General features: G+C 54.8%; 21 protein-coding genes. 7 read left to right on the top strand and 14 right to left on the bottom strand.

The annotated features are described in order from the left end of the window. From IJN28_03355 to IJN28_03365, 3 genes are all read left to right on the top strand, one after another. Positions 1-507 (top strand): asparaginase (locus tag IJN28_03355; GenBank protein ID MBQ6712811.1); only part of this gene is annotated, 507 nt, incomplete at its 5' end. 88 nt (positions 508-595) lie between these two features. Continuing rightward, positions 596-856 (top strand): hypothetical protein, encoded by a 261-nt coding sequence (locus IJN28_03360; protein ID MBQ6712812.1) that lies wholly within the window; start codon positions 596-598, stop codon positions 854-856. Between the two features lie 22 nt (positions 857-878). After that, the gene (locus tag IJN28_03365; GenBank protein MBQ6712813.1) at positions 879-1,409 is read left to right on the top strand and encodes a DUF4337 domain-containing protein; all 531 of its coding nucleotides are present in this window, start codon (positions 879-881) and stop codon (positions 1,407-1,409) included. Between the two features lie 14 nt (positions 1,410-1,423). Here the strand turns inward: IJN28_03365 and IJN28_03370 are convergent, their stop codons facing one another. The 11 genes from IJN28_03370 to IJN28_03420 form a co-directional block, all read right to left on the bottom strand. Further along, positions 1,424-2,314, bottom strand: a complete 891-nt coding sequence (locus IJN28_03370) for a DMT family transporter (protein ID MBQ6712814.1) — start codon at positions 2,312-2,314, stop codon at positions 1,424-1,426. Between the two features lie 55 nt (positions 2,315-2,369). After that, on the bottom strand, positions 2,370-3,701 hold the full coding sequence (gene hemL, locus IJN28_03375; protein ID MBQ6712815.1) for a glutamate-1-semialdehyde 2,1-aminomutase: 1,332 nt from the start codon (positions 3,699-3,701) through the stop codon (positions 2,370-2,372). After that, complete coding sequence (gene hemB, locus IJN28_03380) at positions 3,701-4,681, bottom strand: porphobilinogen synthase (protein MBQ6712816.1); 981 nt, start codon at positions 4,679-4,681, stop codon at positions 3,701-3,703. The genes hemL and hemB overlap by 1 nt, the downstream gene beginning before the upstream one ends. Positions 4,682-4,698: 17 nt before the next feature. Further along, a complete protein-coding gene (gene cobA / locus IJN28_03385; protein MBQ6712817.1) occupies positions 4,699-6,216 on the bottom strand; it encodes a uroporphyrinogen-III C-methyltransferase in 1,518 nt (505 codons plus the stop codon). Next, positions 6,213-7,205 (bottom strand): hydroxymethylbilane synthase, encoded by a 993-nt coding sequence (gene hemC, locus IJN28_03390; GenBank protein MBQ6712818.1) that lies wholly within the window; start codon positions 7,203-7,205, stop codon positions 6,213-6,215. The genes cobA and hemC overlap by 4 nt, the downstream gene beginning before the upstream one ends. Then, positions 7,117-8,439, bottom strand: a complete 1,323-nt coding sequence (locus tag IJN28_03395) for a glutamyl-tRNA reductase (GenBank protein MBQ6712819.1) — start codon at positions 8,437-8,439, stop codon at positions 7,117-7,119. Before IJN28_03395 ends, hemC begins: the two co-directional genes overlap by 89 nt. Continuing rightward, complete coding sequence (locus tag IJN28_03400) at positions 8,408-9,052, bottom strand: bifunctional precorrin-2 dehydrogenase/sirohydrochlorin ferrochelatase (GenBank protein ID MBQ6712820.1); 645 nt, start codon at positions 9,050-9,052, stop codon at positions 8,408-8,410. Before IJN28_03400 ends, IJN28_03395 begins: the two co-directional genes overlap by 32 nt. 114 nt (positions 9,053-9,166) lie before the next feature. Further along, entirely contained in the window at positions 9,167-10,471 is a 1,305-nt protein-coding gene (locus IJN28_03405) for an LCP family protein (GenBank protein MBQ6712821.1), read from the bottom strand. Positions 10,472-10,606: 135 nt separating this feature from the next. Continuing rightward, entirely contained in the window at positions 10,607-10,813 is a 207-nt protein-coding gene (gene copZ / locus IJN28_03410) for a copper chaperone CopZ (GenBank protein MBQ6712822.1), read from the bottom strand. Between the two features lie 120 nt (positions 10,814-10,933). Next, the gene (locus IJN28_03415; GenBank protein MBQ6712823.1) at positions 10,934-11,974 is read right to left on the bottom strand and encodes a glycoside hydrolase family 18; all 1,041 of its coding nucleotides are present in this window, start codon (positions 11,972-11,974) and stop codon (positions 10,934-10,936) included. A 149-nt stretch (positions 11,975-12,123) separates the two neighbouring features. Continuing rightward, positions 12,124-13,725 (bottom strand): gamma-glutamyltransferase family protein, encoded by a 1,602-nt coding sequence (locus tag IJN28_03420; GenBank protein MBQ6712824.1) that lies wholly within the window; start codon positions 13,723-13,725, stop codon positions 12,124-12,126. Between the two features lie 86 nt (positions 13,726-13,811). Between IJN28_03420 and IJN28_03425 the strand changes: the two genes are divergently transcribed. Then, positions 13,812-14,501: an AzlC family ABC transporter permease gene (locus tag IJN28_03425; GenBank protein ID MBQ6712825.1), complete on the top strand. Its 690-nt coding sequence runs from the start codon at positions 13,812-13,814 to the stop codon at positions 14,499-14,501. Then, positions 14,498-14,827 (top strand): AzlD domain-containing protein, encoded by a 330-nt coding sequence (locus tag IJN28_03430; GenBank protein MBQ6712826.1) that lies wholly within the window; start codon positions 14,498-14,500, stop codon positions 14,825-14,827. Before IJN28_03425 ends, IJN28_03430 begins: the two co-directional genes overlap by 4 nt. Before the next feature lie 120 nt (positions 14,828-14,947). On the opposite strand, the gene IJN28_03435 is transcribed toward IJN28_03430, so the two are convergent. Continuing rightward, a complete protein-coding gene (locus IJN28_03435; GenBank protein MBQ6712827.1) occupies positions 14,948-15,553 on the bottom strand; it encodes a CYTH domain-containing protein in 606 nt (201 codons plus the stop codon). Positions 15,554-15,564: 11 nt separating this feature from the next. Beyond that, positions 15,565-16,461 carry a LysR family transcriptional regulator gene (locus IJN28_03440; protein MBQ6712828.1) on the bottom strand — a complete coding sequence of 299 codons (897 nt, stop codon included), beginning with the start codon at positions 16,459-16,461 and terminating at the stop codon, positions 15,565-15,567. Positions 16,462-16,623: 162 nt separating this feature from the next. On the opposite strand from IJN28_03440, the gene IJN28_03445 reads away from it, so the two are divergent. Then, positions 16,624-17,379 carry an NAD-dependent protein deacylase gene (locus IJN28_03445; GenBank protein ID MBQ6712829.1) on the top strand — a complete coding sequence of 252 codons (756 nt, stop codon included), beginning with the start codon at positions 16,624-16,626 and terminating at the stop codon, positions 17,377-17,379. Here the strand turns inward: IJN28_03445 and IJN28_03450 are convergent. Beyond that, positions 17,358-17,879: a GNAT family N-acetyltransferase gene (locus tag IJN28_03450; GenBank protein ID MBQ6712830.1), complete on the bottom strand. Its 522-nt coding sequence runs from the start codon at positions 17,877-17,879 to the stop codon at positions 17,358-17,360. The genes IJN28_03445 and IJN28_03450 overlap by 22 nt on opposite strands. A gap of 105 nt (positions 17,880-17,984) precedes the next feature. Here IJN28_03450 and IJN28_03455 point away from each other — a divergent pair, with 105 nt between their 5' ends. Beyond that, a complete protein-coding gene (locus tag IJN28_03455; protein ID MBQ6712831.1) occupies positions 17,985-19,031 on the top strand; it encodes a mechanosensitive ion channel family protein in 1,047 nt (348 codons plus the stop codon). The last annotated feature ends 233 nt before the right edge of the window (positions 19,032-19,264 follow it).

Genomic DNA, 19,264 nt, shown 5'->3' on the forward strand with positions numbered 1-19,264 from the left:
CGCTCCGTCACCAAGACGCACAGCGCCAATCCGCACGCCTTCACCTCGCCTGCATGGGGCGCACTCGGCTACGCAGACGAAGACCGCATCGTATGGCGCGCTCGTCCATTCATGCGCGAACATATCACGACCGACACGCTCGTCGAAGATGTCTACCTCGTCAAAATGGCGACAGGTCAAGACGACCTTCTCCTGCGCTGTCTTATCGAAAAACGCGTCAGCGGTATCGTCCTCGAAGGCTTCGGCCGCGGCAATATCCCGCCCGCCTGCCGTCAAGCTGTCATCGACGCCATCAAAGCAGGTATCCCCGTCGTCCTCACCACGCGCGTCCACGCAGGCAGAGTTCTTCCCGTCTACGGCTACGAAGGCGGCGCGGCAGACCTCCTTCAGCACGGCATCATCCTCGCAGGCGACCTCACCGCACAGCAGGCGCGCCTCAAGCTCATGTGCGCCCTGCCGAACGCGAACAGCCTTGACGACGTGCGTACCTACTTTGATAACGAATAACATATGACGAAAGACACCTTTTGAAAAGGTGTCTTTTTTTGTCCCCGAATGTGCGTTTTGCATAAACTATCCGCAAGGGGGAAATCGTATGAATAAGAAAAACTGCTCTGTATCCGAGTGGGAAGAGATGCTCTGCAATGCGCGGTCTATCGCACGCAGAAGCTCCAATCTGACAGCGTCTGCCGCCAATTCGACGGTATTGTTCGCGCTCTTCGTCTTAGAGCGCAAACTGCTCGACACACTATGCGACCCGACTGCCACGCTCGATGATATCCTGCTCATCACCGACAGTATCGCCGCGCTCAATGATACGATCACGCTGTACAACATACCGCTCGACACGACTTGACCGACATGGGGAGGGACGCGCTTTGCGATGGCTTGACAGATTTCGTGTACGCTGGAATGACCGCATCAGTACGCTCGTCGCCGTCACGACACTTCTCCTCGCAGGCTGCACGACACTTGCCACCTTCCAGTCATCATCTTACGAAAGCGACGCGCTTCTCGCCCAGACGGAACTGACGAACTGCTGGTCGTACTATCAGGCGAAAAGCATCAAACAGCATCTCTTCCAGCTTCAACGCGACCTGCTTACGCTAACGCCGAGCACAGCAGAAACGGCAGAAAAGATCGCAGAGTACGAAGATGAGATCGCGCGGTATCGTCAGGAAAAATATACGCTCATGCAAAAGGCGACAGAACTTGAAAGCACACGCGAACAAGCCGAACTGCGAGCGGCATCCTTCGGCGAATCGCTCCTCTACCTCCAAGTCGGCCTTCTCCTCTCCTCACTCGCCTCCGTCGGGCGCGTGTCGTACTACTGGTACGGCGCACTCGTCGCAGGCGCGGGCGGGCTTATCGTCCTTGCATCGACATATGTTCACCTCGGCATACCGTAAAAAAAGACACCCCTCTAGGAGTGCCTTTTCGTTCCGATACTTGATTGACTTAATATGACGCCTGCCATGGTGAGCCCCATGCCGATGATGGCGGTGAAAGAGAGCGATTCATCAAGAACGATGGCCGCCATGATGATGCTGATAATAGGGATCCAGTAGATGTAGATGCCCGAGGTGACGGCGCCAAGCCTTTGTACGCCGAAGTTCCACGTGGCAAAGCAGAGTGCCGATGCACCGAGACCGAGGAAGATGAGGTGTCCTGCGACGGTAGTGTTTTCGAGAAGCGCAAGGTCGAACGGTGCTTCAAAGAAGAAGAGCGCAGGCACCATGAAGAGGATACCGTAATAAAACACGCGCTGGGTGATGGCGGTGATGGGGATACCGCTCGCGCTGACTTGGCGAATGATAACGGAGTACACGCCCCAGATGAACGAGGCAAGGAGCGCAAGGATATCGCCGAGCGGGTGTATCTCTGCCGTAAGGTTGCCGTATTCGATCAGGACGATGCCCACAGCGGCAAGACAGAAGCCCCAGAGGAACGCAGGGCGAAGCAGTTCTTTTAAGATGATGCGCGCCAGTATTCCCGTAAAGAGCGGTGTGGTGACGATGATGACGCTGACGTTCGAGGCGGTGGAATAGTCAAGCGCGATGTTCTCGAACAGGTAGTAGAGCGTGATGCCCGTCAGACCCGCGAGTGCCAGAAGGCCTTCGTCGCGCCATGTACCGCCGTGCCGAAAATGCGGATACGCAATGGTGAGCGCGGCCGCACCGAGCAGGAATCGATAAAAAAGTATCTCAAGCGGTGTCAGCTCGGTGAGGAGTATCTTCGTCGAAACGAACGTCGTTCCCCATACGGCTACGGTAAAGATGAGCGCGAGATGGCCGATGAGTATTTGTCTGTCCATAGAAGTCCTTTCCGTACGATAAAACAGAGAGTGGCGTGTGCCACTCTCTTCGTTTTTATTTGCTTGCCATATATTCGGCTACTTTTGCGAAGGCAACTTTTGCCGCTTCGATCGTTTTGTCGATGTCTTCCTGCGTATGCGCCGAGGAAACGAACGCCGTTTCAAACTGGGACGGTGCCATATAGATGCCCTGTTCGAGCATCGAATGGAAGAAGATACGATACGCTTCGGTGTCGCTTGTCGCTGCCGACGCATAGTCCGTTACGGGCTTGTCGGTGAAGAACGTGCAGAACATCGAGCCTGCCTGATGGAACTGGAGCTTGAGGCCTGCTTCTTTTGCCGCTTCCATAAGGCCGCCGCAGAGCTGGCGCGTTTTGACGGTCAGTTTCTGCGTGAAGTCGGGCTGATGCGGAAGCTCGGGGTCTTCGGAAATGATCTTGAGCGTTTCAAGACCTGCCGCCATAGCAAGCGGGTTACCGCTCAAGGTACCTGCCTGATAGACAGGGCCTGCAGGCGAGATCATCGACATGATGTCTTCACGACCGCCGTATGCGCCGACAGGAAGACCGCCGCCGATGACTTTGCCGAGACAAGTGAGGTCGGGGCGTACGCTGTAGACGTACTGCGCACCGCCGAGGCTCGCGCGGAAACCGCACATGACTTCGTCAAAGATGAGAAGCGCACCGTTGGCTTCTGTGACGCGGCGAAGCTCGCGCAGGTATCCGCTCTTCGGAAGGACAAGCCCCATGTTGCCTGCGATCGGCTCGATGATAGCCGCGGCAATTTCGTTCGGGTACTGTTCGAATGCCGCTTTAACGGCTTCGATATCGTTGTACGGTAAGCTGATAGTGTTTTCAGCCGTTGCACCCGGTACGCCCGGAGAATCGGGCACGCCGAGCGTTGCCATGCCGCTGCCTGCTTTGACGAGAAGGCTGTCGTGGTGGCCGTGGTAACAGCCGATGAATTTGATGATTTTATTGCGACCCGTGTACGCACGCGCCAAACGGAGCACGCTCATCGTTGCTTCTGTGCCCGAGTTGACCATGCGGACGAGCTGCATGCTCGGAACGAGCTCGCGAATCTTTTCTGCCATTTCCGTTTCGATCTCGGTCGGTGCGCCGTAGCTCGTACCGCGAAGCGATGCGTCTTTGATCGCGTCGAGTACCTGGAGGTTGGCATGACCGACGATCATCGGACCCCACGAGCCGACGTAGTCGATATATGTGTTGCCGTCGATGTCAGTCACATGACTGCCCTGCGCGCTTGCAATGAACGGAGGCGTACCGCCGACACCGCGGAACGAACGGACGGGGCTGTTGACGCCGCCCGGGATACATTTTTTTGCACGTTCGAACGCTTCTGCCGAACGAGTAAGATCAAGAGCCATTATACATTCCCCTCTCTGAGCCATTTTGCCACGTCCATCGCATGGTACGTGATAATGATATCTGCCCCTGCGCGCTTCATGCCGAGAAGCGTTTCGAGGACGATGCGTTTTTCTTCGATCCAGCCGTTGGCCGCGGCAGCTTTGACCATCGCATATTCACCGCTGACGTTGTAGACGGCAACAGGTCTGTCGATAGCTTCGCGTACGGCACGTACGACGTCGAGATATGCCAGCGCAGGCTTTACCATGATGATGTCGGCACCTTCCGCGAGGTCGAGCTCGACTTCTTTCATCGCTTCGCGCACGTTGGCAGGGTCCATCTGATACGAACGGCGGTCACCGAACTGCGGTGCGGAATCTGCCGCATCACGGAACGGGCCGTAGTATGCCGAAGCGTATTTGACGGTGTACGACATGATGGGAATATCATAGAAGCCTGCTTCGTCGAGCGCGGCGCGGATCGCCGCCACACGACCGTCCATCATATCGCTCGGCGCGATGATGTCTGCGCCTGCCTGTGCCTGACTGACTGCCGTTTTCGCAAGCAATGCGAGCGTAGCATCGTTGTCGACATCGTGACCGCAGAGCTGACCGCAATGACCGTGGCTCGTATATTCGCACATACACGTATCTGCCACAACGACCATATCGGGCACGGCTTCTTTTATTTTCATAATAGACTGCTGTACAGGGCTTGTCATGTCCCAGGCACTCGAGCCGATCTCATCTTTGTATTCGGGCAGACCGAATACGATGACGGACGGAATACCGAGCGCAAATGCCGCCTGTGCTTCTTTGACGGCTTCGTCTGCCGAGAGATGGCAGATGCCGGGGAGCGACGGGATTTCCTTACGTACGCCTTCGCCGGGTACGACAAAGAGCGGATAAATGAGGTCATCGACCGAAAGGCTCGTTTCTCTGACCATACTGCGAATTTCCGCGGTCTTTCTAAGACGGCGCGGACGCAAATTCTGTAACATCACACTCTCTCCTTCTCTTATGCGTGATAATACGCTTCTATCTTCTGTACCAGACCGCTGATGGTGTATTCGTCTGCCATGACGGTCGGTTTGATCTCATATTGTGCGCACGTTGCCGCGGTGATAGGGCCGATAGCGGCGACCTTCGTCTGACGGATGAGGTCTGTCCCGCCTTCGCCGAGGAGATTGACAAGATTCGTTACCGTAGACGAGCTGGTGAACGTGATCCAGTCGATCTTGCCTTCGCGAAGCATGTCGGCAAGTTCATCGCCGTTCGTGTCGGCTGCGACGGTTTGGTATGCTTCTGCGATCGTCACATCAGCACCGCATTTCGTCAATTCTTCGGGCAGGACATTGCGCGCTTCTTTCGCTCTTGCGAGAAGTATCTTCGTGCCTTCCGTCACGTAGTCTTTCATCGCTTCGACGATGCCTTCTGCGCGGAATTCGCCCGGGATAAGGTCTGCGATAAGACCGTGTTTTTCTACTTCTTCCGCCGTTTTCGAGCCGATGGCGCAGATGCGGATACCTGCGAATGCACGGCTGTCTTTTTTTGCTTCTTTCATGCGTGCGAAGAAATGCTTCACGCCGTTGACGCTCGTGAAGATGACCCATTCATACGCAGAAAGGTCTTCGATAGATGCGTCGATACCTGCGTAATCGTCGGTCGGTGCTTCGATCTTGATAGACGGTGCTTCGATGCACGCCGCACCGAGCGATTCGAGCTGAGCGGTGAGCGCACTTGCCTGCTCACGCGCACGGGTAACGAGTACGGTCTGCCCAAAGAGCGGTCTGGTGTCGAACCAAGCCAGCTTTTCGCGGAGCGTGACGACATGACCGACGAGGAAGATGGCGGGCGGTCTGATGCCGTGTTTTTTCACATCTTCGGCGGCACTGCCGAGCGTCGTGACGAGCGTACGCTGTTCGGGCTTCGTGCCCCAGCGGATAACTGCCGCAGGCGTATCTGCCGAGCGACCGTTTTCGATAAGTTGTTTCGTAATATAAGGCAGGTTCTCTACGCCCATGAGGAATACGAGCGTGTCGGTCGCTTTTGCGAGGTTCTGCCAGTAGATGCTCGAGTTCGTTTTCGTCGGGTCTTCGTGTCCCGTTACGACGGCGAACGATGCCGCAATGCCGCGATGCGTCACAGGAATACCTGCGTACGCAGGGACGGCGATGGACGAGCTGATGCCCGGTACGATCTCGAACGGTACGTCATTTTCCACGAGGAGAAGTGCTTCTTCGCCGCCGCGACCGAATACGAACGGGTCGCCGCCCTTTAAGCGAACGACGGTCTTGCCTTCGAGTGCTTTATCTACGAGAAGCTGGTTGATGTCCTCCTGTTTCATCGTGTGATTCGCCGATGCTTTGCCCACGTATATCATTTCCGCATCTTTCGGTGCGTAAGCGAGCAGGCGATTGTCTGCCAGACGGTCGTAGACGACGACCTCTGCCTGCTGCAGATATTCAAGACCGCGCATCGTGATCAATTTATAGTCACCGGGGCCTGCCCCGATCAGATATACTTTGCCTTTCATTTCGTATCCTCCGTATTTTCCGTAAGCTCTGCCAGTATCGCTTCTCCGCCCGCGCCGAGCATACGCTCTGCCAAGCGAAGTCCGATGCTTTCACTCTCTTTGCGACTTCCGCGCGCATGATCGATAACGGCTTTTTTCCCGTCTACCGACAAGATACGTGCTTCCAAGACGACTTCATCGCCTTCGGTCTTGCCATAGATGCCGACAGGCACCTGACAGCCGCCTTCGATGCGTTTTAAAAATGCGCGTTCTGCACGAACTGCCGCGCCCGTGTCCGCATCATCAAGGAACGCGAGCATCTCTGCCATATCCGTATCGCTCGCGCGATATTCAAGGCCGAGCGCCCCCTGTCCGACAGCAGGCAAACACACTTCATGCGGAATCACTTCGGCGATACGCTCCGCAAGACCGAGTCGGCGAAGTCCAGCGACTGCCAGAATAATGGCGTCGAATCCTTCTTTCTCCAGCTTGTCAAGGCGCGTACCGACATTGCCTCTGAGATCGTATATCTTGAGGTCGGGGCGATATTTAAGAAGCTGTGCCTTACGGCGAAGGCTCGATGTACCGACTTTTGCTCCCTCGGGAAGCTCGTCGATGGAGTGATATTTCAGACTGACGAACGCGTCGCCTTCATGCTCACGGCTCGTGATAACGCCGAGGACAAGGCCTTCGGGCATCTCGCTCGGTACGTCCTTCATGCTGTGTACGGCAAGGTCTATCTCACCCTTCAGCATGGCTGTTTCCAATTCTTTTGTAAAGAGGCCTTTTCCGCCGATCTTCGCGAGCGGTACGTCGAGTATCTTGTCGCCCGTCGTCGTAATGATCTTCTGCGTTACCGTAACATCGGGATACTCTGCCTCTAATCTGGCTTGAATATAGTCGGCTTGCCACAGCGCGAGCTTACTGCCGCGCGTACCGATCACCACTGTTTTCTTCACGGCTCTCCCCCTCTCCTGTCGTATCAAGTTTAAACAGTTCGCTGATGGCATCGATAAGCGTGTCCTCGCGGCCTTCGAGTGCCGCCTCGTTGAGGCATATCATCGGATCTCTGAGAAGCTTGCGCACGATCATCTTCGACAGATGCTTGACTGCGCGTCTTTCGTCGATCGTCAGACCGCCGAGCTTTGCCATCGCGCGTTTGACCTCGCGGCGGCGGATACGCTCTGCCTTGTCACTTAACAGTGCCATCACAGGTCGATATTCGAGATATCGGAATCGTTCTATCATTTCGTCCATCGCTTCTTCGATGATATTCTCCGCTTCTTCCGCTTCCTGCTGACGGAGCTGGAGATTCGATTCCACGACGGCTTCGAGATCGTCTATATTGTAGAGATTGACATTCGGCACTTCGCCGACTTCGGGCTCGACATCACGCGGTACGGCAATGTCGATGAGAATGAGCGGACGATGCGCACGTTTTGCCATCAATCGTTCAATGTCCCATCGTTCTACGAGATAATGCGGTGCGCCCGTCGACGTAATGATAACATCGGCATTCACCGCACTTTGCAGAAATTCCTCGAACGGAACGGCTACCCCGCCGAACGTTTCGGCAAGCTCTGCCGCACGCAGATATTTGCGGTTCGAGACGAAGACCGTCTTGACACCGTTCGCCACGAGATGACGTGCGGTAAGTTCGCCCATCTGACCTGCGCCCAAGAGGAGCACATTCGACTGGGACAAGTCGCCGATCGTCTTTTTCGCCAGCTCGACAGCCGCATAGCTGACCGACACGGCACTATAGGCAATGCGCGTTTCGGTGCGCACTTTTTTACCCGTCTTGATCGCACGATGGAACAGCATATTGAGTACCGTTCGCGTCGCTTTCTCGGCTTTGGCTACCGAGTAGGCCTTTTTGACCTGATTGAGTATCTGTCCCTCGCCGATGACGAGCGAGTCGAGGCTCGATGCCACGCGGAACAGGTGACGGATACAGTCGGCGCCGTAATACGCATAAAAATATTCGTCTGCCACACCATTCGATTTTGCCATATCAAGAAGGAACGCTTTCAACTCCTCTTTGGCTTCCACTGTTTCGTCCTCGTCCATGACGGCGTAGACTTCCGTACGATTGCACGTCGAGAGTATCACGCACTCGGCGATCTCCGAATAATCGTCGAGATGGGTAAGCGATGCTCTGATACGCTCCTCCGACAGAGAAAACGTTTCGCGTACGTCTACGGGTGCCGTCTTATGATTCAGTCCTAATACTACTAATTGCATCCTGTATTGATTCCTCCGCCTTGTCTAAGTTTCCTTCTCGTAAGAGCTTCATCACATCTCTTGTCAATACCGACCGCCAGAACGCTTCACGCGCCTGAGGCGTCGGGAGAATATCTTTGACTTCGTCGCGCCATACACCGAGTTTCGCAAGGAACGCTCCGTGTACCGCGCCGTACGTTTCTGTAAGTTCTTGTCGCATCATTCGCGAGAACGCAGGGCTGATGCCGCCCGTCGATACAGTCAAAAGAAGCGGTGAGATATCGACCGAGGACGGCACGGTAAAATTGCCTTCTTCGGGCGCGTCGATGACGTTGACGAGCGCACCGAGCGCACGTGCTTCTTTCGCCGCCTGCCGATTGATGTCACCATCATCGGTCGCGCAGATGACAAGCTCGTATCCGTCTGCGTCGCCTGCTACGTATCCGCGCGCGATATGTCGAATACTGCCTCGTTCGGCAAGCTCTGCCAGACCATCGGCAAGCACGGGGCTGATGACCGTGACACGCGCACCTGCCTTGACGAGCGGCCTTGCCTTACGCAGAGCGACACTGCCGCCGCCGATGACTGCGCAGGGCATATCTTCGATTTCCAGTTGTATCGGATAACCTGCCATCTCGCTTCTCTCCTTTTTTATCATAACTATATTATTTTCGGCTTTATGCCCGATTTTCCTGCCTTTTTCGCCCTAAAAAGAGAAAAACTTCGGCCTTATGACCGAAGTTCTTATTTATAGGAAATCTTTGCCGATGATCCAGACAACATCAGCCTCCGCATTGTCGTCACGTTCGATACGGAGCGTGTACGCAAACGGCAGGTCGTTGACCTCATCGACGATATGTTCGTCCGTCGTCGTACAGATAACGAGCGACTGTTCCGACACGACAGGCGACGATGCCATGGTGTCGATGGTGATGCGTCTGCCGCTCAATTTTTCTTCTATTTTGGCAGGCGATGCGCCTTCGCCCGTTGCGTCGATGATGCGCATACGAACGGTGCTTTTCTGTGCGATATCATCACTTGCATCACTTGCGCCGTCCGAGAATGTGCGATATGCCTGCGCTTCTTCACGGTTCTTCGCTTTATGCTTCGCATCGAGCAATACGCCCATCTGCTTTGCCATGTTTTCGCGGAGCTGTTCGACATCGGGCACCCAATAGTTGACCTTGTCGATGTCGGCAGGCGTACCCGGTACCATGTAAGCACGCATACCGTTGTCCTTGGCTTCCTTGAACATCGCCGCAAGGCTGAACATCTGGCTCATGGAGAGGTCTGTTTCGACAGCAGAGCTGATCTCGTAGATGAGCGTGGGGATGCGCGTCAGGATCGACGGACTTGCTACGCGATCCATGACGGCCTTGAGGAACTTCTGCTGGCGCGCGACACGACCGATATCACCTTCGCTGTCACGATAGCGTACATACTGGATCGCTGTTTCGCCGTCCATATGCTGAAGCCCCGGCTGGATGTCGATGACAAGACCGCCGTCGTCGTCCCACGGGTCTTCGTAATACATGCGTTTATCGACGTAGATATCGACACCGCCGAGCGCGTCGATGATCTTATAGAACGCTTTGAAATCAATGAGGACATAGTGATCTATCGGCATATTGAGGAGCCGTTCGACCGACTTCTCCGTCAGCTTGTGACCGCCGAGCGAATACGCATGGTTGATCTTATCATAGCCGTAGCCCGGTATGAGGACGCGCGTATCACGCGGAACAGACAACATAGAGAGCTGTTTCGTATCAGGGTCTGCCGTCACGATAAAGAGCGTATCCGAACGGCCGACATCTTCGTTTCTTCTGTCGACACCGAGCACCATGATGTTGACCTTGTTGATGGGCGCGACCATATATTCTTCAATGGCAGGCTCTTCTTCGCTTACTGCGCTCGGCACGAAGTCGGCATGGAGCAGGTAGTAAAATCCGCCCACCGTGACCGCGATCAAAAAGAGGAGCACCGATATGATACCGCCCAGTATCTTGCGATATTTTCTGCGTCGTTTTTCACTTCTCGTTTGCGATGGCCGCATCATATCCCCTCCTTTTCTTCTCAAAATAAAAACAAACTCCCCTTCACGCACCGCAGTCGGCGCAAGTGTCGCCTGATGCGTACGGACTGTTGAGAGCTTGTTTTCAGTATACCAAAATCATTTTTTTCAGTCAAGTTAATGCACGACATCGAAGCCCTGATCTTCGACGGCTTCTTCGATATCGGCAAGCGTCACAGCACTTTCGTCGAATACGACGGTGAGCGTTTTTGCCGCGAGGTCTACGACGGCTTCCGTCACGCCGTTAAGCTCGCGCACAGCACCTTCGACAGCCTGCTGACAATGACCGCAGTGCATACCTTCTACTGTGATGACCTGTTTCAAAGAAAGTCCCTCCTATCTAAATAATATTGCTTCTCATTATCATATTCGCCAAGTGAGGAGAGATTCCTTTTGAAACGTGACATTTTTTTCGAAGATCACATCATCGACCGCGCTCGTCTGTTACTGTTTCGGGAACTTCGCCGTAACGACATTCCATATTTCAGGCTGTTCCTGCCCCAGTCGCCACAGCGCGATACCTGCGGGGTTGTACTTGGCGATGACGTCCATTTTCGCATTCATGCTGCGTTCGTCCTCGAACCAGACTTCGTGCCCGTCGTAGATGAAGTACGGTGCTTTGTCCGTTTCGTCGAAGCGTATTTCTGCGCCTGCTTTTTCGGCACGGACGGTCGCATCGACATACGTGACAGTTTCGGCCTCTGCACCGCCGCCCCAGTCATAGCCGTAGAGGCTCAGTCCGATGATGATCTTGCCTGCACCGCCGCCGTGTTCGATGGCATAGCGCAGGTTTTCCTCGAACCAGCCGATCGGCGCGATGGCACCTGCTTCGCTCGTCGCCCAATGACGGTCATACGCCATGATCTGGAGATAGTCGCTCTGCTTGGAAAGTGTGTCATAATCGTACGCACCGTGTACCGATTCCGCAACATCTATTTTCGGAAAGACGGATACGATGAGCGTTTTTTTCTTGTCTTTCATACGCCCGTACAGCTCGGTGACGAACGCTGTCAGGTTGTCCTTGTGATGCGCGGGCACAAGTTCAAAGTCGAGATTGATGCCGTCGAAGCCCTGTTCGTCGATGACGCGCATGATGCTGTCGATCGTCTTGGTACGCATCTCTTTCGTAGAGAGTATCGCGTCGGTCGCTTCGCTCTTGTTCGTCACGAGCGGATAGACGGCAAGGCCTGCCGCGCGTGCTTCGTCATACGCGAGCTGACTTTGCTTCGATTCGAGCGTGCCGTCTGCTGTCGCGCGGAACCAGTACGGTGCAACGCCTGTCATGGCATTGGCATGGGCGCGCATACTGGGGAGAGAGCCGACTTCGTCGGGCGTATTCGGCCACGGATTCTCATAGTAGCCGAGTATCATGCGTTTTTGTTCCCTTTTGGGGAGAAGTCCTTTCAGGTAGCCGATGGGGTCTTTTTGCATCTCGACGGGCATCTTGTCGAGGACTTCCTGCGGAAGCTCTGCCGTGATGTTCATCGTATCACAACCACCGACTGCCAGCGAGAAGAAAAGGACGAGGAGTACGATCAGTACCCCTCGTGTTCGTTTGCCTGTCATCATTACCGAATCACCTCACTCATAAGATGATGGTAGTATGCCCCTGATGCAGGCAGGTTATACAGTTGTTACCAGCAAGCGATCATACCGTCGGTGCGTTTTTCCGTACCGCCGACGAGAACGCCATTTTCACGCCAGATGATCTGACCGCGGCCGAACGGCGTGACGCTCGGCTGGATGGATACGTTGTGACCGCGACGCTTGAGTTCCTCTACGATGCGCGGGTCGCAGTCAGGCTCGACTTCGATGTTGTTGCCGCTGAGCCACTGCCAGCGCGTCGCATCGAGCGCGGCTTGCGGATTGAGATGGAAGTCGATCGTGTTCATGACGACCTGTACATGACCTTGCGGCTGCATAAATGCGCCCATGACGCCGAACGGGCCGACAGGTGCGCCGTCTTTCGTAAGGAATCCGGGGATGATCGTGTGATACGGTTTTTTGCGCGGACCGACACAGTTCGGGCTGGTCGGGTCGAGATAGAAGTTCTGTCCGCGATTGTGAAGCGCGATGCCTGTACCCGGTACGACGATGCCTGCGCCGAGGTCGTTGTAGTTGCTCTGGATAAAGGATACCATGTTGCCTTCGTCGTCGGCTGTCGCCAAGTAGACCGTACCGCCGCAGTTCGGGTCACCGGGCTCGGGCAGTCTTGCCATGTCGCCGATAGAGGCTCTGCGCGTCGCCGCGTACGCAGGCGAGAGAAGGTCTTGGACCGATACCTGCATATGGCGCGGGTCGGCGATATATTTCATACCGTCAACGAACGCGAGCTTCATCGCTTCGATCTGGCGGTGGTATGTAAGCGCATCTTCTTTTTCGCCGAATTCGAATCCGTCGAGGATATTGAGTGCCATCAATGCCACAAGGCCGTGACCGTTCGGCGGGATCTCCCATACATCATAGCCGTGATAGCGGACGGAGATGGGGTCTACCCATTCTGCTTCATAGTCCGCGAGGTCTTCTCCGCGCAGGTATCCGCCCGTTGCGCGCGAGAACGCATCGATCTTCTCGGCGATCGCTCCCTTGTAAAACGCATCTGCATTCGTTTCGCCGATCATGGCAAGGCTCTTCGCCAGATCACGGTTTCCCCACATCTCGCCGATGCGCGGGATACGGCCGTTCGGTGCGAACATGTCGAACCATGCACGATGTTTTTCTCCTTTGATGGCATTTTTGATACGATCCCATGCGACTTCCCAGCAAAGACCGCTCGTCACGTTGATGGGGTAGCCTTCTTCCGCATAGCGGACAGCAGGCTCAAGCGCATCTGCGAGCGAGAGTGCGCCGAATCGCTTCGACAGCTCCGCCCATGCTTTCGGTGCACCGGGGACGTTGACAGGTGCCCAGCCGTACTGCGGCATACGGTCACCGCCTTCTTTTTTCACCGCATCGAGCGTAAGGAGTGCAGGCGAAGGACCGCTCGCATTGAGCCCGTAGAGCTTGCCTTGATGCCATACGAGTGCGAACGCATCGCCGCCCACACCGTTCGACGTCGGTTCAACGACCGTCAGACACGCTGCCGCCGCGACTGCCGCGTCGATGGCATTGCCGCCTTTCTGCAGGACCTCCAGCCCTGCTTGTGCCGCCAATGGCTGGCTCGTCGCTACCATACCGCGTTTGGCATAGACGACCTGCCGTTGAGATGGATACGGATAACTATGTGGTTGATACATCGCCATTCCTCCCGACTTTTACTTTTCTGCTTCGTTCATCTATGGTAAAATAATGAAGTTACATTCACTGCAAAGGATTGATCCTCTTGAAAAAACAGGCACTTCTTGCCGCTTTTCCATATACACTCCCTGTTTTGACAGGGTATCTCTTTATCGGTATCGCGTTCGGCGTGCTTCTCACGAGCAAAGGCTTTTCGCCGTGGTGGGCACTCGCGATGAGCGTCTTCATCTATGCAGGTGCGATGCAGTTCGTCACCATCGCTCTCATCTCGGGGCCGTTCGCACCCTTGACTGCCGCGCTGATGACGCTGATGGTCAACGCACGTCATCTGTTCTACGGCTTGTCGATGCTGACGCGGTTTCGCCCCTACGGCAAAGACAAAGCATATCCCGTCTTTGCGCTGACAGACGAAACGTACTCACTCTACTGTCTGACAAAAGCACCGAGCGGCGTATCACAGAAGTGGTTCGACATCTCGCTCGCACTTCTCAACCAGATATACTGGCTCCTCGGTACTGCGATCGGTGCCGCTATCGGCACGCATCTGCCATTCGATGCCACGGGTATCGACTTCGCCATGACGGCACTGTTTGCCGTTATCTTCCTTGAGCAATGGGATTCGGCAAAAGACCGTCGCCCTGCTGTCTGCGGGCTCGTCGTAACACTTGCTTGTCTTATCCTCTTCGGCAAAGATTGGTTCGTTCTTGCGTCGATGGTATCACTTCTCGTACTTCTGACGCTCGGCCGAAGCAGATTGGAGGGAACTCGTCCATGACTACGATAGAAATTGCCATCACCATCGCCATCGTCGCGCTCGTCACGCTGGTAACGCGCGCCTTGCCGTTTTTCGTATTCGGCGCGGACAGACCGCTTCCGCCGTATATCCGTTACCTTAACACCGTTCTGCCGACAGCCGTGATCGCCATGCTCGTCGTCTACTGCCTCAAGGGCACTTCACTGATGAGCGCACCGTACGGCATGCCCGAACTCATCAGCCTTGCCTTTCTCACGATCGTACATCGCCGATACAAAAAGATGCTCGTCAGCATCGGCGGCAGTACCGCACTCTATATGATACTCGTCCAAAAGGTCTTCGCCTGACAGCGAGTAACCGCTAAGCAAATGACCGCCGTACAGACGGCTTGTTCTGTGCGCGACCATAAGCAAAGCCCATTCGATACAAAAACAGCCGAACGCATGACCTGCCTTCGGCTGTTTTTCTTATCCGCGCCGCAAAGCCAGTCCACGCGCATATTTGCTGTCGTTTTCTTCCGAGAGTGCGAACTGCTGTTTGAGCCAGTTTGCCAAGACGTGCACCGACTCGACCTCGCCTGCCTTGAGCTCCAATTCTATCTCACGAATAGGCGCAGTCTTACCACCCGCGCGCACTTCTCCTTCATCGAGTGCGATCTCGATCTTCGCCGTGCGGTCGCCCATCAGCCACGACGTACGTGTGAACTCCGTTTCAACGATCGGCACGAGCTTAGATGACAAGTACGGCTCTGCAAGCTGTGCGCCGTCCGTATCGGCAAATACGGTAAGATCAGGCTCACCGTGCTCGACCTCGCGTTCGACTTCCATACGCTGATGCAGACCGTTTTCGCTCATGCCGCTGCCCTTGAGGCACGCGACCCAACGGTATCCTTCCTTGCGCGTGCGATATGCAAGTCTTGCCTTGCCGAGCACACCGTCCTCGGTATCGAAATAGCGCGCCATCATCTTCGCAGTGCGCCCCTCTCCGCCCGACAGGAACGAGCAGATACCGCGCACCTCGTCTAAAGATACCGTATCTGCCACCGCAAGCTTCATCTCTATCTCTTGTGCCATACTATTCCTCCTTACAAGTATGTCTGCTGCTCCACATACTCTCTGACAAAATCGATCCACAGCTGTGCCGCCTTGGACACATACTGCTTCGTATTCCAAATAAGCGCGATCTCCAGATAGATCTGCGGATCTGCAACAGGCACCGCCGACATCTGTCTGGGATTGAGCGAGTCTGCTATCTGCGCAGGCAGAAGCGTGATGCCGAGATTCGCCTCCACGATCTGCGTCATCAGCTCGCGCTGCGTCGTTTCGAGTATCACATTCGGCAAGAATCCTGCCGTCTTGCACCGCCTGAGTATCGCATCATGCAGACTGAAATCCTTGCGGAACAGGACAAAATTCTCCTGCTCGAGATCGCGAAAATCGATCTGCCGAAGCTCCGCAAGCGGATGCGACGGATGAAGCACCACCTTGAGTGGATCTTTTGGGAACAGCACCGTCCCATAAAGCCCTTCCTGCGGTTTCGAGCAGACGATACCGACATCGATCGAACCGTCCTGCACCGCCGCCTCGACATTTTTCGAGCCGTACTCAAACAGCTGGATATCAATACCCGCATGACGACGCTTGAACCGCCCGAGAAGCTGACCGAACACCGTCGCCCCCGTGATAGGAGGAAGCCCGATGCGTAAAAGCCCCTTCTCGCTCGTCATCTCATCTTGGAAATACCGCGTCACGCCCTGGAACATCTCAACGATCTTCGCCGCCTGCAAAAACAGTCGTTCGCCTGCATCCGTCAACTCCACGAACTTTGAACTGCGCAAAAAAAGCGGACTGCCCAGCTCCTCCTCAAGATCGCGAATGACCTTGCTGATCGTTGACTGCGAAACAAAATTGACCTGCGCCGCCTTGCTGAAGCTCTTCAGCCGTGCCACATCTACAAAATATTTAAAATGCTTTATTTCCATACTATAAGACCTGCCTTGGTAGTTGTCTGTCTTTTGCCAAAATTCTGTTTATTCATTTCGACAGACCGCCGACCCTTTCCTTTTTTGTTTTACAACAAAATGGCAATATGCTACACTGCAAGTAAGGACATATCCGTTCATTCTATACAGAAAGAAGTGACGATGATGAATGATAAGATAAAACAGTTAAAACAAATGATAAAGGGCAGCGACAATATCGTATTTTTCGGTGGGGCAGGCGTTTCGACAGACAGCGGGATACCCGACTTCCGCTCGGCAGGAGGCCTCTTCCACGCGCGGACGAAGTTCGGCTGTTCGCCCGAAGAAGTCGTCAGCCACTCGTTCTACAAACGCCGTACGGAGGACTTCTTCGACTTCGTATTCGGCTCGATGATCTTCCCCGATGTGAAGCCGAACACGACGCATCTTGCACTCGCCAAGCTCGAACGCGAAGGCAAGCTCAAGGCTGTCGTGACCCAGAACATCGACGGACTGCATCAGGCAGGCGGCAGTAAGACCGTCTATGAGCTCCACGGCTCGTTCGCCCGTTCAACGTGCCAGTCATGCAGACGCGCCTACGGCTACGACGACTTCATCGACCCCTTACGCCGCAAGCCGAACTCCTTCATTCCGCGTTGCGACTGCGGAGGGGTATTGAAGCCCGACGTCGTCCTCTACGAAGAATCGCTCGACGACGACACCGTATCAGGCGCAATAAGTGCCATCAGCCGTGCCGATATGCTCATCGTCGGCGGAACCTCGCTCGTCGTCTACCCTGCGGCAGGACTTCTGCGCTACTTCCGCGGACGATACCTCGTCCTCATCAACCGCGACAGCACACCGTACGACGACCAAGCCACGCTCGTCATCCACGACTCGCTCTCCGACGTATTCGCTCAGGCAGTCGGCACAGACTGAGCAAAATATTCGCGGTCTAAGATACCGAGTATAACGAGATCTTCGTACGTGCCGTCCTCTGCTTGGATCGTCTCGCGGATAAGACCCTCGCGGACGAACCCTGCACTCTCGTACACATGAAGCGCACGCGTATTATGCGGCTTGCAATCGAGCCATGCGCGATGCGCTTTTTTTATCTCGAAACCCCATTTAAGAAGCAGTCCCACCGTTTCCTTACCGTATCCCAGACCTTGTTTGGCCACCATGATACGCATAAACTCAAGCTCCCCGTACGGATTCTCAAGCCCCGACACGATAACGAAGCCGACCGCTTCACCCTCGTGCGTTTCCACGACGAAATGCTTCGTATTGTCACCGTTGAGCATCGCGCGGTGCACGTCGATATCGTACGGGATCACAAACTGTGCATCGGCAGGCTCGTGCTCCACCGCCATGATATAGTCAAGATCAGCCTCCTCCGCCTGGCGAAAACGAAGGCGCTCGCTCGTTGCGACGATCATAAAAGACTCCCCCTTCTTATTCGATGATATCTTGAAATTCGACATCATTTTTTGTATACTGATTATATATATTATACACCATCCGACAAGGAGGTCTACATAGCAATGGAAAAAATTTTTTCTGCTGTACCGATAGAATCATGGACACTGCCCATACTCGTATTCGTATTCAGTACGCTCGTCGGCATCATCATCGACAGACAACTGCAGCGTAAACTGCGTCCGCAAGACGGACAATCCGACCCCGAAAGCCTCTCCCATATCGCGGCAAAAACACTCCGCTATATGCCTATCCTGTGGAGCTTGATGGTTGGTATCTACTGGGCGATCCACATGATAGACATCACCTCGTACGTGCAAAATATCCTCAGCCTCTTCCTCAAATCGCTCGTCCTCTTATCCACGACCATCACGGTAGCGCGCATCATCGTCAATGCCGTCCACTACTACCTGCGCCGTAACGCGGAGAACCTCTCCTCCTCGTCGCTTCTGGCGCATCTGTTGGAATTCATCGTCTACTCCTGCGGTCTGATGATCATCCTGCAAGCGTGCGACATCTCCATCGCACCGATCCTCACCGCTCTCGGTATCGGCGGTATGGCAGTCGCCATCGCCCTTCAGGACACACTCACCAACTTCTTCGCAGGCCTTCAGCTCATCGTGATGAAGCCCATCAAAGTAGGCGACTTCATCCGCCTGTCAACAGGCGAAGAAGGATTCGTCGTCGATATCAACTTCCGACACACCTCGATACAGGACGTCAACCTCGGCATGATCATCGTACCGAATCAGGCAGTATCGTCTGCGACACTCATGAACTACGACCTTCCGCGACGTGAGATATTCCTCACCGTACCGTGCGGTGTCAGCTACGACAGCGACCTCGAACACGTAGAGCGCGTCTGCATCGAAGTCGCAACAGCCGTCATGGAACAGCAGTCGCCGAACACCACCTACGAACCGTTCGTCCGATTCCACACCTTCGGACCGTCGAGCATCGACTTCAACGTCATCCTCCCCACCGACAACGTCGCCCAGCGCAGCATCCTCCGCCACGAATTCGTCAAAGCCCTCACCGTCCGCTTCCGCGAAGAAGGCATCGAGATCCCATACCCGATCCAGACCGTCCAACTGACAAAACAAGCAGAATAAACAACAAGAACGTACCCATCTCGCGGTACGTTCTTGTTTATTCCACTTACCACTACCCACGCGCTCTGTGGTACAATATAGATAACGAACGACGGGAGGTTGCGGTTATGATGATAAGGTTGCTCTTTATGATATGTATGATGATAGGACTTATGATGCCGTGCGCATGGGCAGGAGTAAATGATGCCCCTTCGCCACTATCGAAGATCACGATCAAAGCAGAAGACTGGGTA

This window comes from Selenomonadales bacterium (assembly GCA_017442105.1).
GTDB lineage: Bacteria > Bacillota > Negativicutes > RGIG982 > RGIG982 > RGIG982.

Excerpts from the sequence above, each read along its gene's own strand:
- IJN28_03435 (MBQ6712827.1), bottom strand. The coding sequence starts at position 15,553 with ATGGCACAAGAGATAGAGATGAAGCTTGCGGTGGCAGATACGGTATCT.
- IJN28_03420 (MBQ6712824.1), bottom strand. The coding sequence starts at position 13,725 with ATGTATCAACCACATAGTTATCCGTATCCATCTCAACGGCAGGTCGTC.
- hemL (MBQ6712815.1), bottom strand. The coding sequence starts at position 3,701 with ATGGCTCTTGATCTTACTCGTTCGGCAGAAGCGTTCGAACGTGCAAAA.
- IJN28_03395 (MBQ6712819.1), bottom strand. The coding sequence starts at position 8,439 with ATGCAATTAGTAGTATTAGGACTGAATCATAAGACGGCACCCGTAGAC.
- IJN28_03400 (MBQ6712820.1), bottom strand. The coding sequence starts at position 9,052 with ATGGCAGGTTATCCGATACAACTGGAAATCGAAGATATGCCCTGCGCA.
- IJN28_03450 (MBQ6712830.1), bottom strand. The coding sequence starts at position 17,879 with ATGATCGTCGCAACGAGCGAGCGCCTTCGTTTTCGCCAGGCGGAGGAG.
- IJN28_03405 (MBQ6712821.1), bottom strand. The coding sequence starts at position 10,471 with ATGCGGCCATCGCAAACGAGAAGTGAAAAACGACGCAGAAAATATCGC.
- hemB (MBQ6712816.1), bottom strand. The coding sequence starts at position 4,681 with ATGTTACAGAATTTGCGTCCGCGCCGTCTTAGAAAGACCGCGGAAATT.
- IJN28_03415 (MBQ6712823.1), bottom strand. The coding sequence starts at position 11,974 with ATGAACATCACGGCAGAGCTTCCGCAGGAAGTCCTCGACAAGATGCCC.
- IJN28_03455 (MBQ6712831.1), top strand. The coding sequence starts at position 17,985 with ATGGAAAAAATTTTTTCTGCTGTACCGATAGAATCATGGACACTGCCC.
- IJN28_03430 (MBQ6712826.1), top strand. The coding sequence starts at position 14,498 with ATGACTACGATAGAAATTGCCATCACCATCGCCATCGTCGCGCTCGTC.
- cobA (MBQ6712817.1), bottom strand. The coding sequence starts at position 6,216 with ATGAAAGGCAAAGTATATCTGATCGGGGCAGGCCCCGGTGACTATAAA.
- IJN28_03445 (MBQ6712829.1), top strand. The coding sequence starts at position 16,624 with ATGATGAATGATAAGATAAAACAGTTAAAACAAATGATAAAGGGCAGC.
- hemC (MBQ6712818.1), bottom strand. The coding sequence starts at position 7,205 with ATGCCATCAGCGAACTGTTTAAACTTGATACGACAGGAGAGGGGGAGA.
- IJN28_03360 (MBQ6712812.1), top strand. The coding sequence starts at position 596 with ATGAATAAGAAAAACTGCTCTGTATCCGAGTGGGAAGAGATGCTCTGC.
- IJN28_03440 (MBQ6712828.1), bottom strand. The coding sequence starts at position 16,461 with ATGGAAATAAAGCATTTTAAATATTTTGTAGATGTGGCACGGCTGAAG.
- IJN28_03370 (MBQ6712814.1), bottom strand. The coding sequence starts at position 2,314 with ATGGACAGACAAATACTCATCGGCCATCTCGCGCTCATCTTTACCGTA.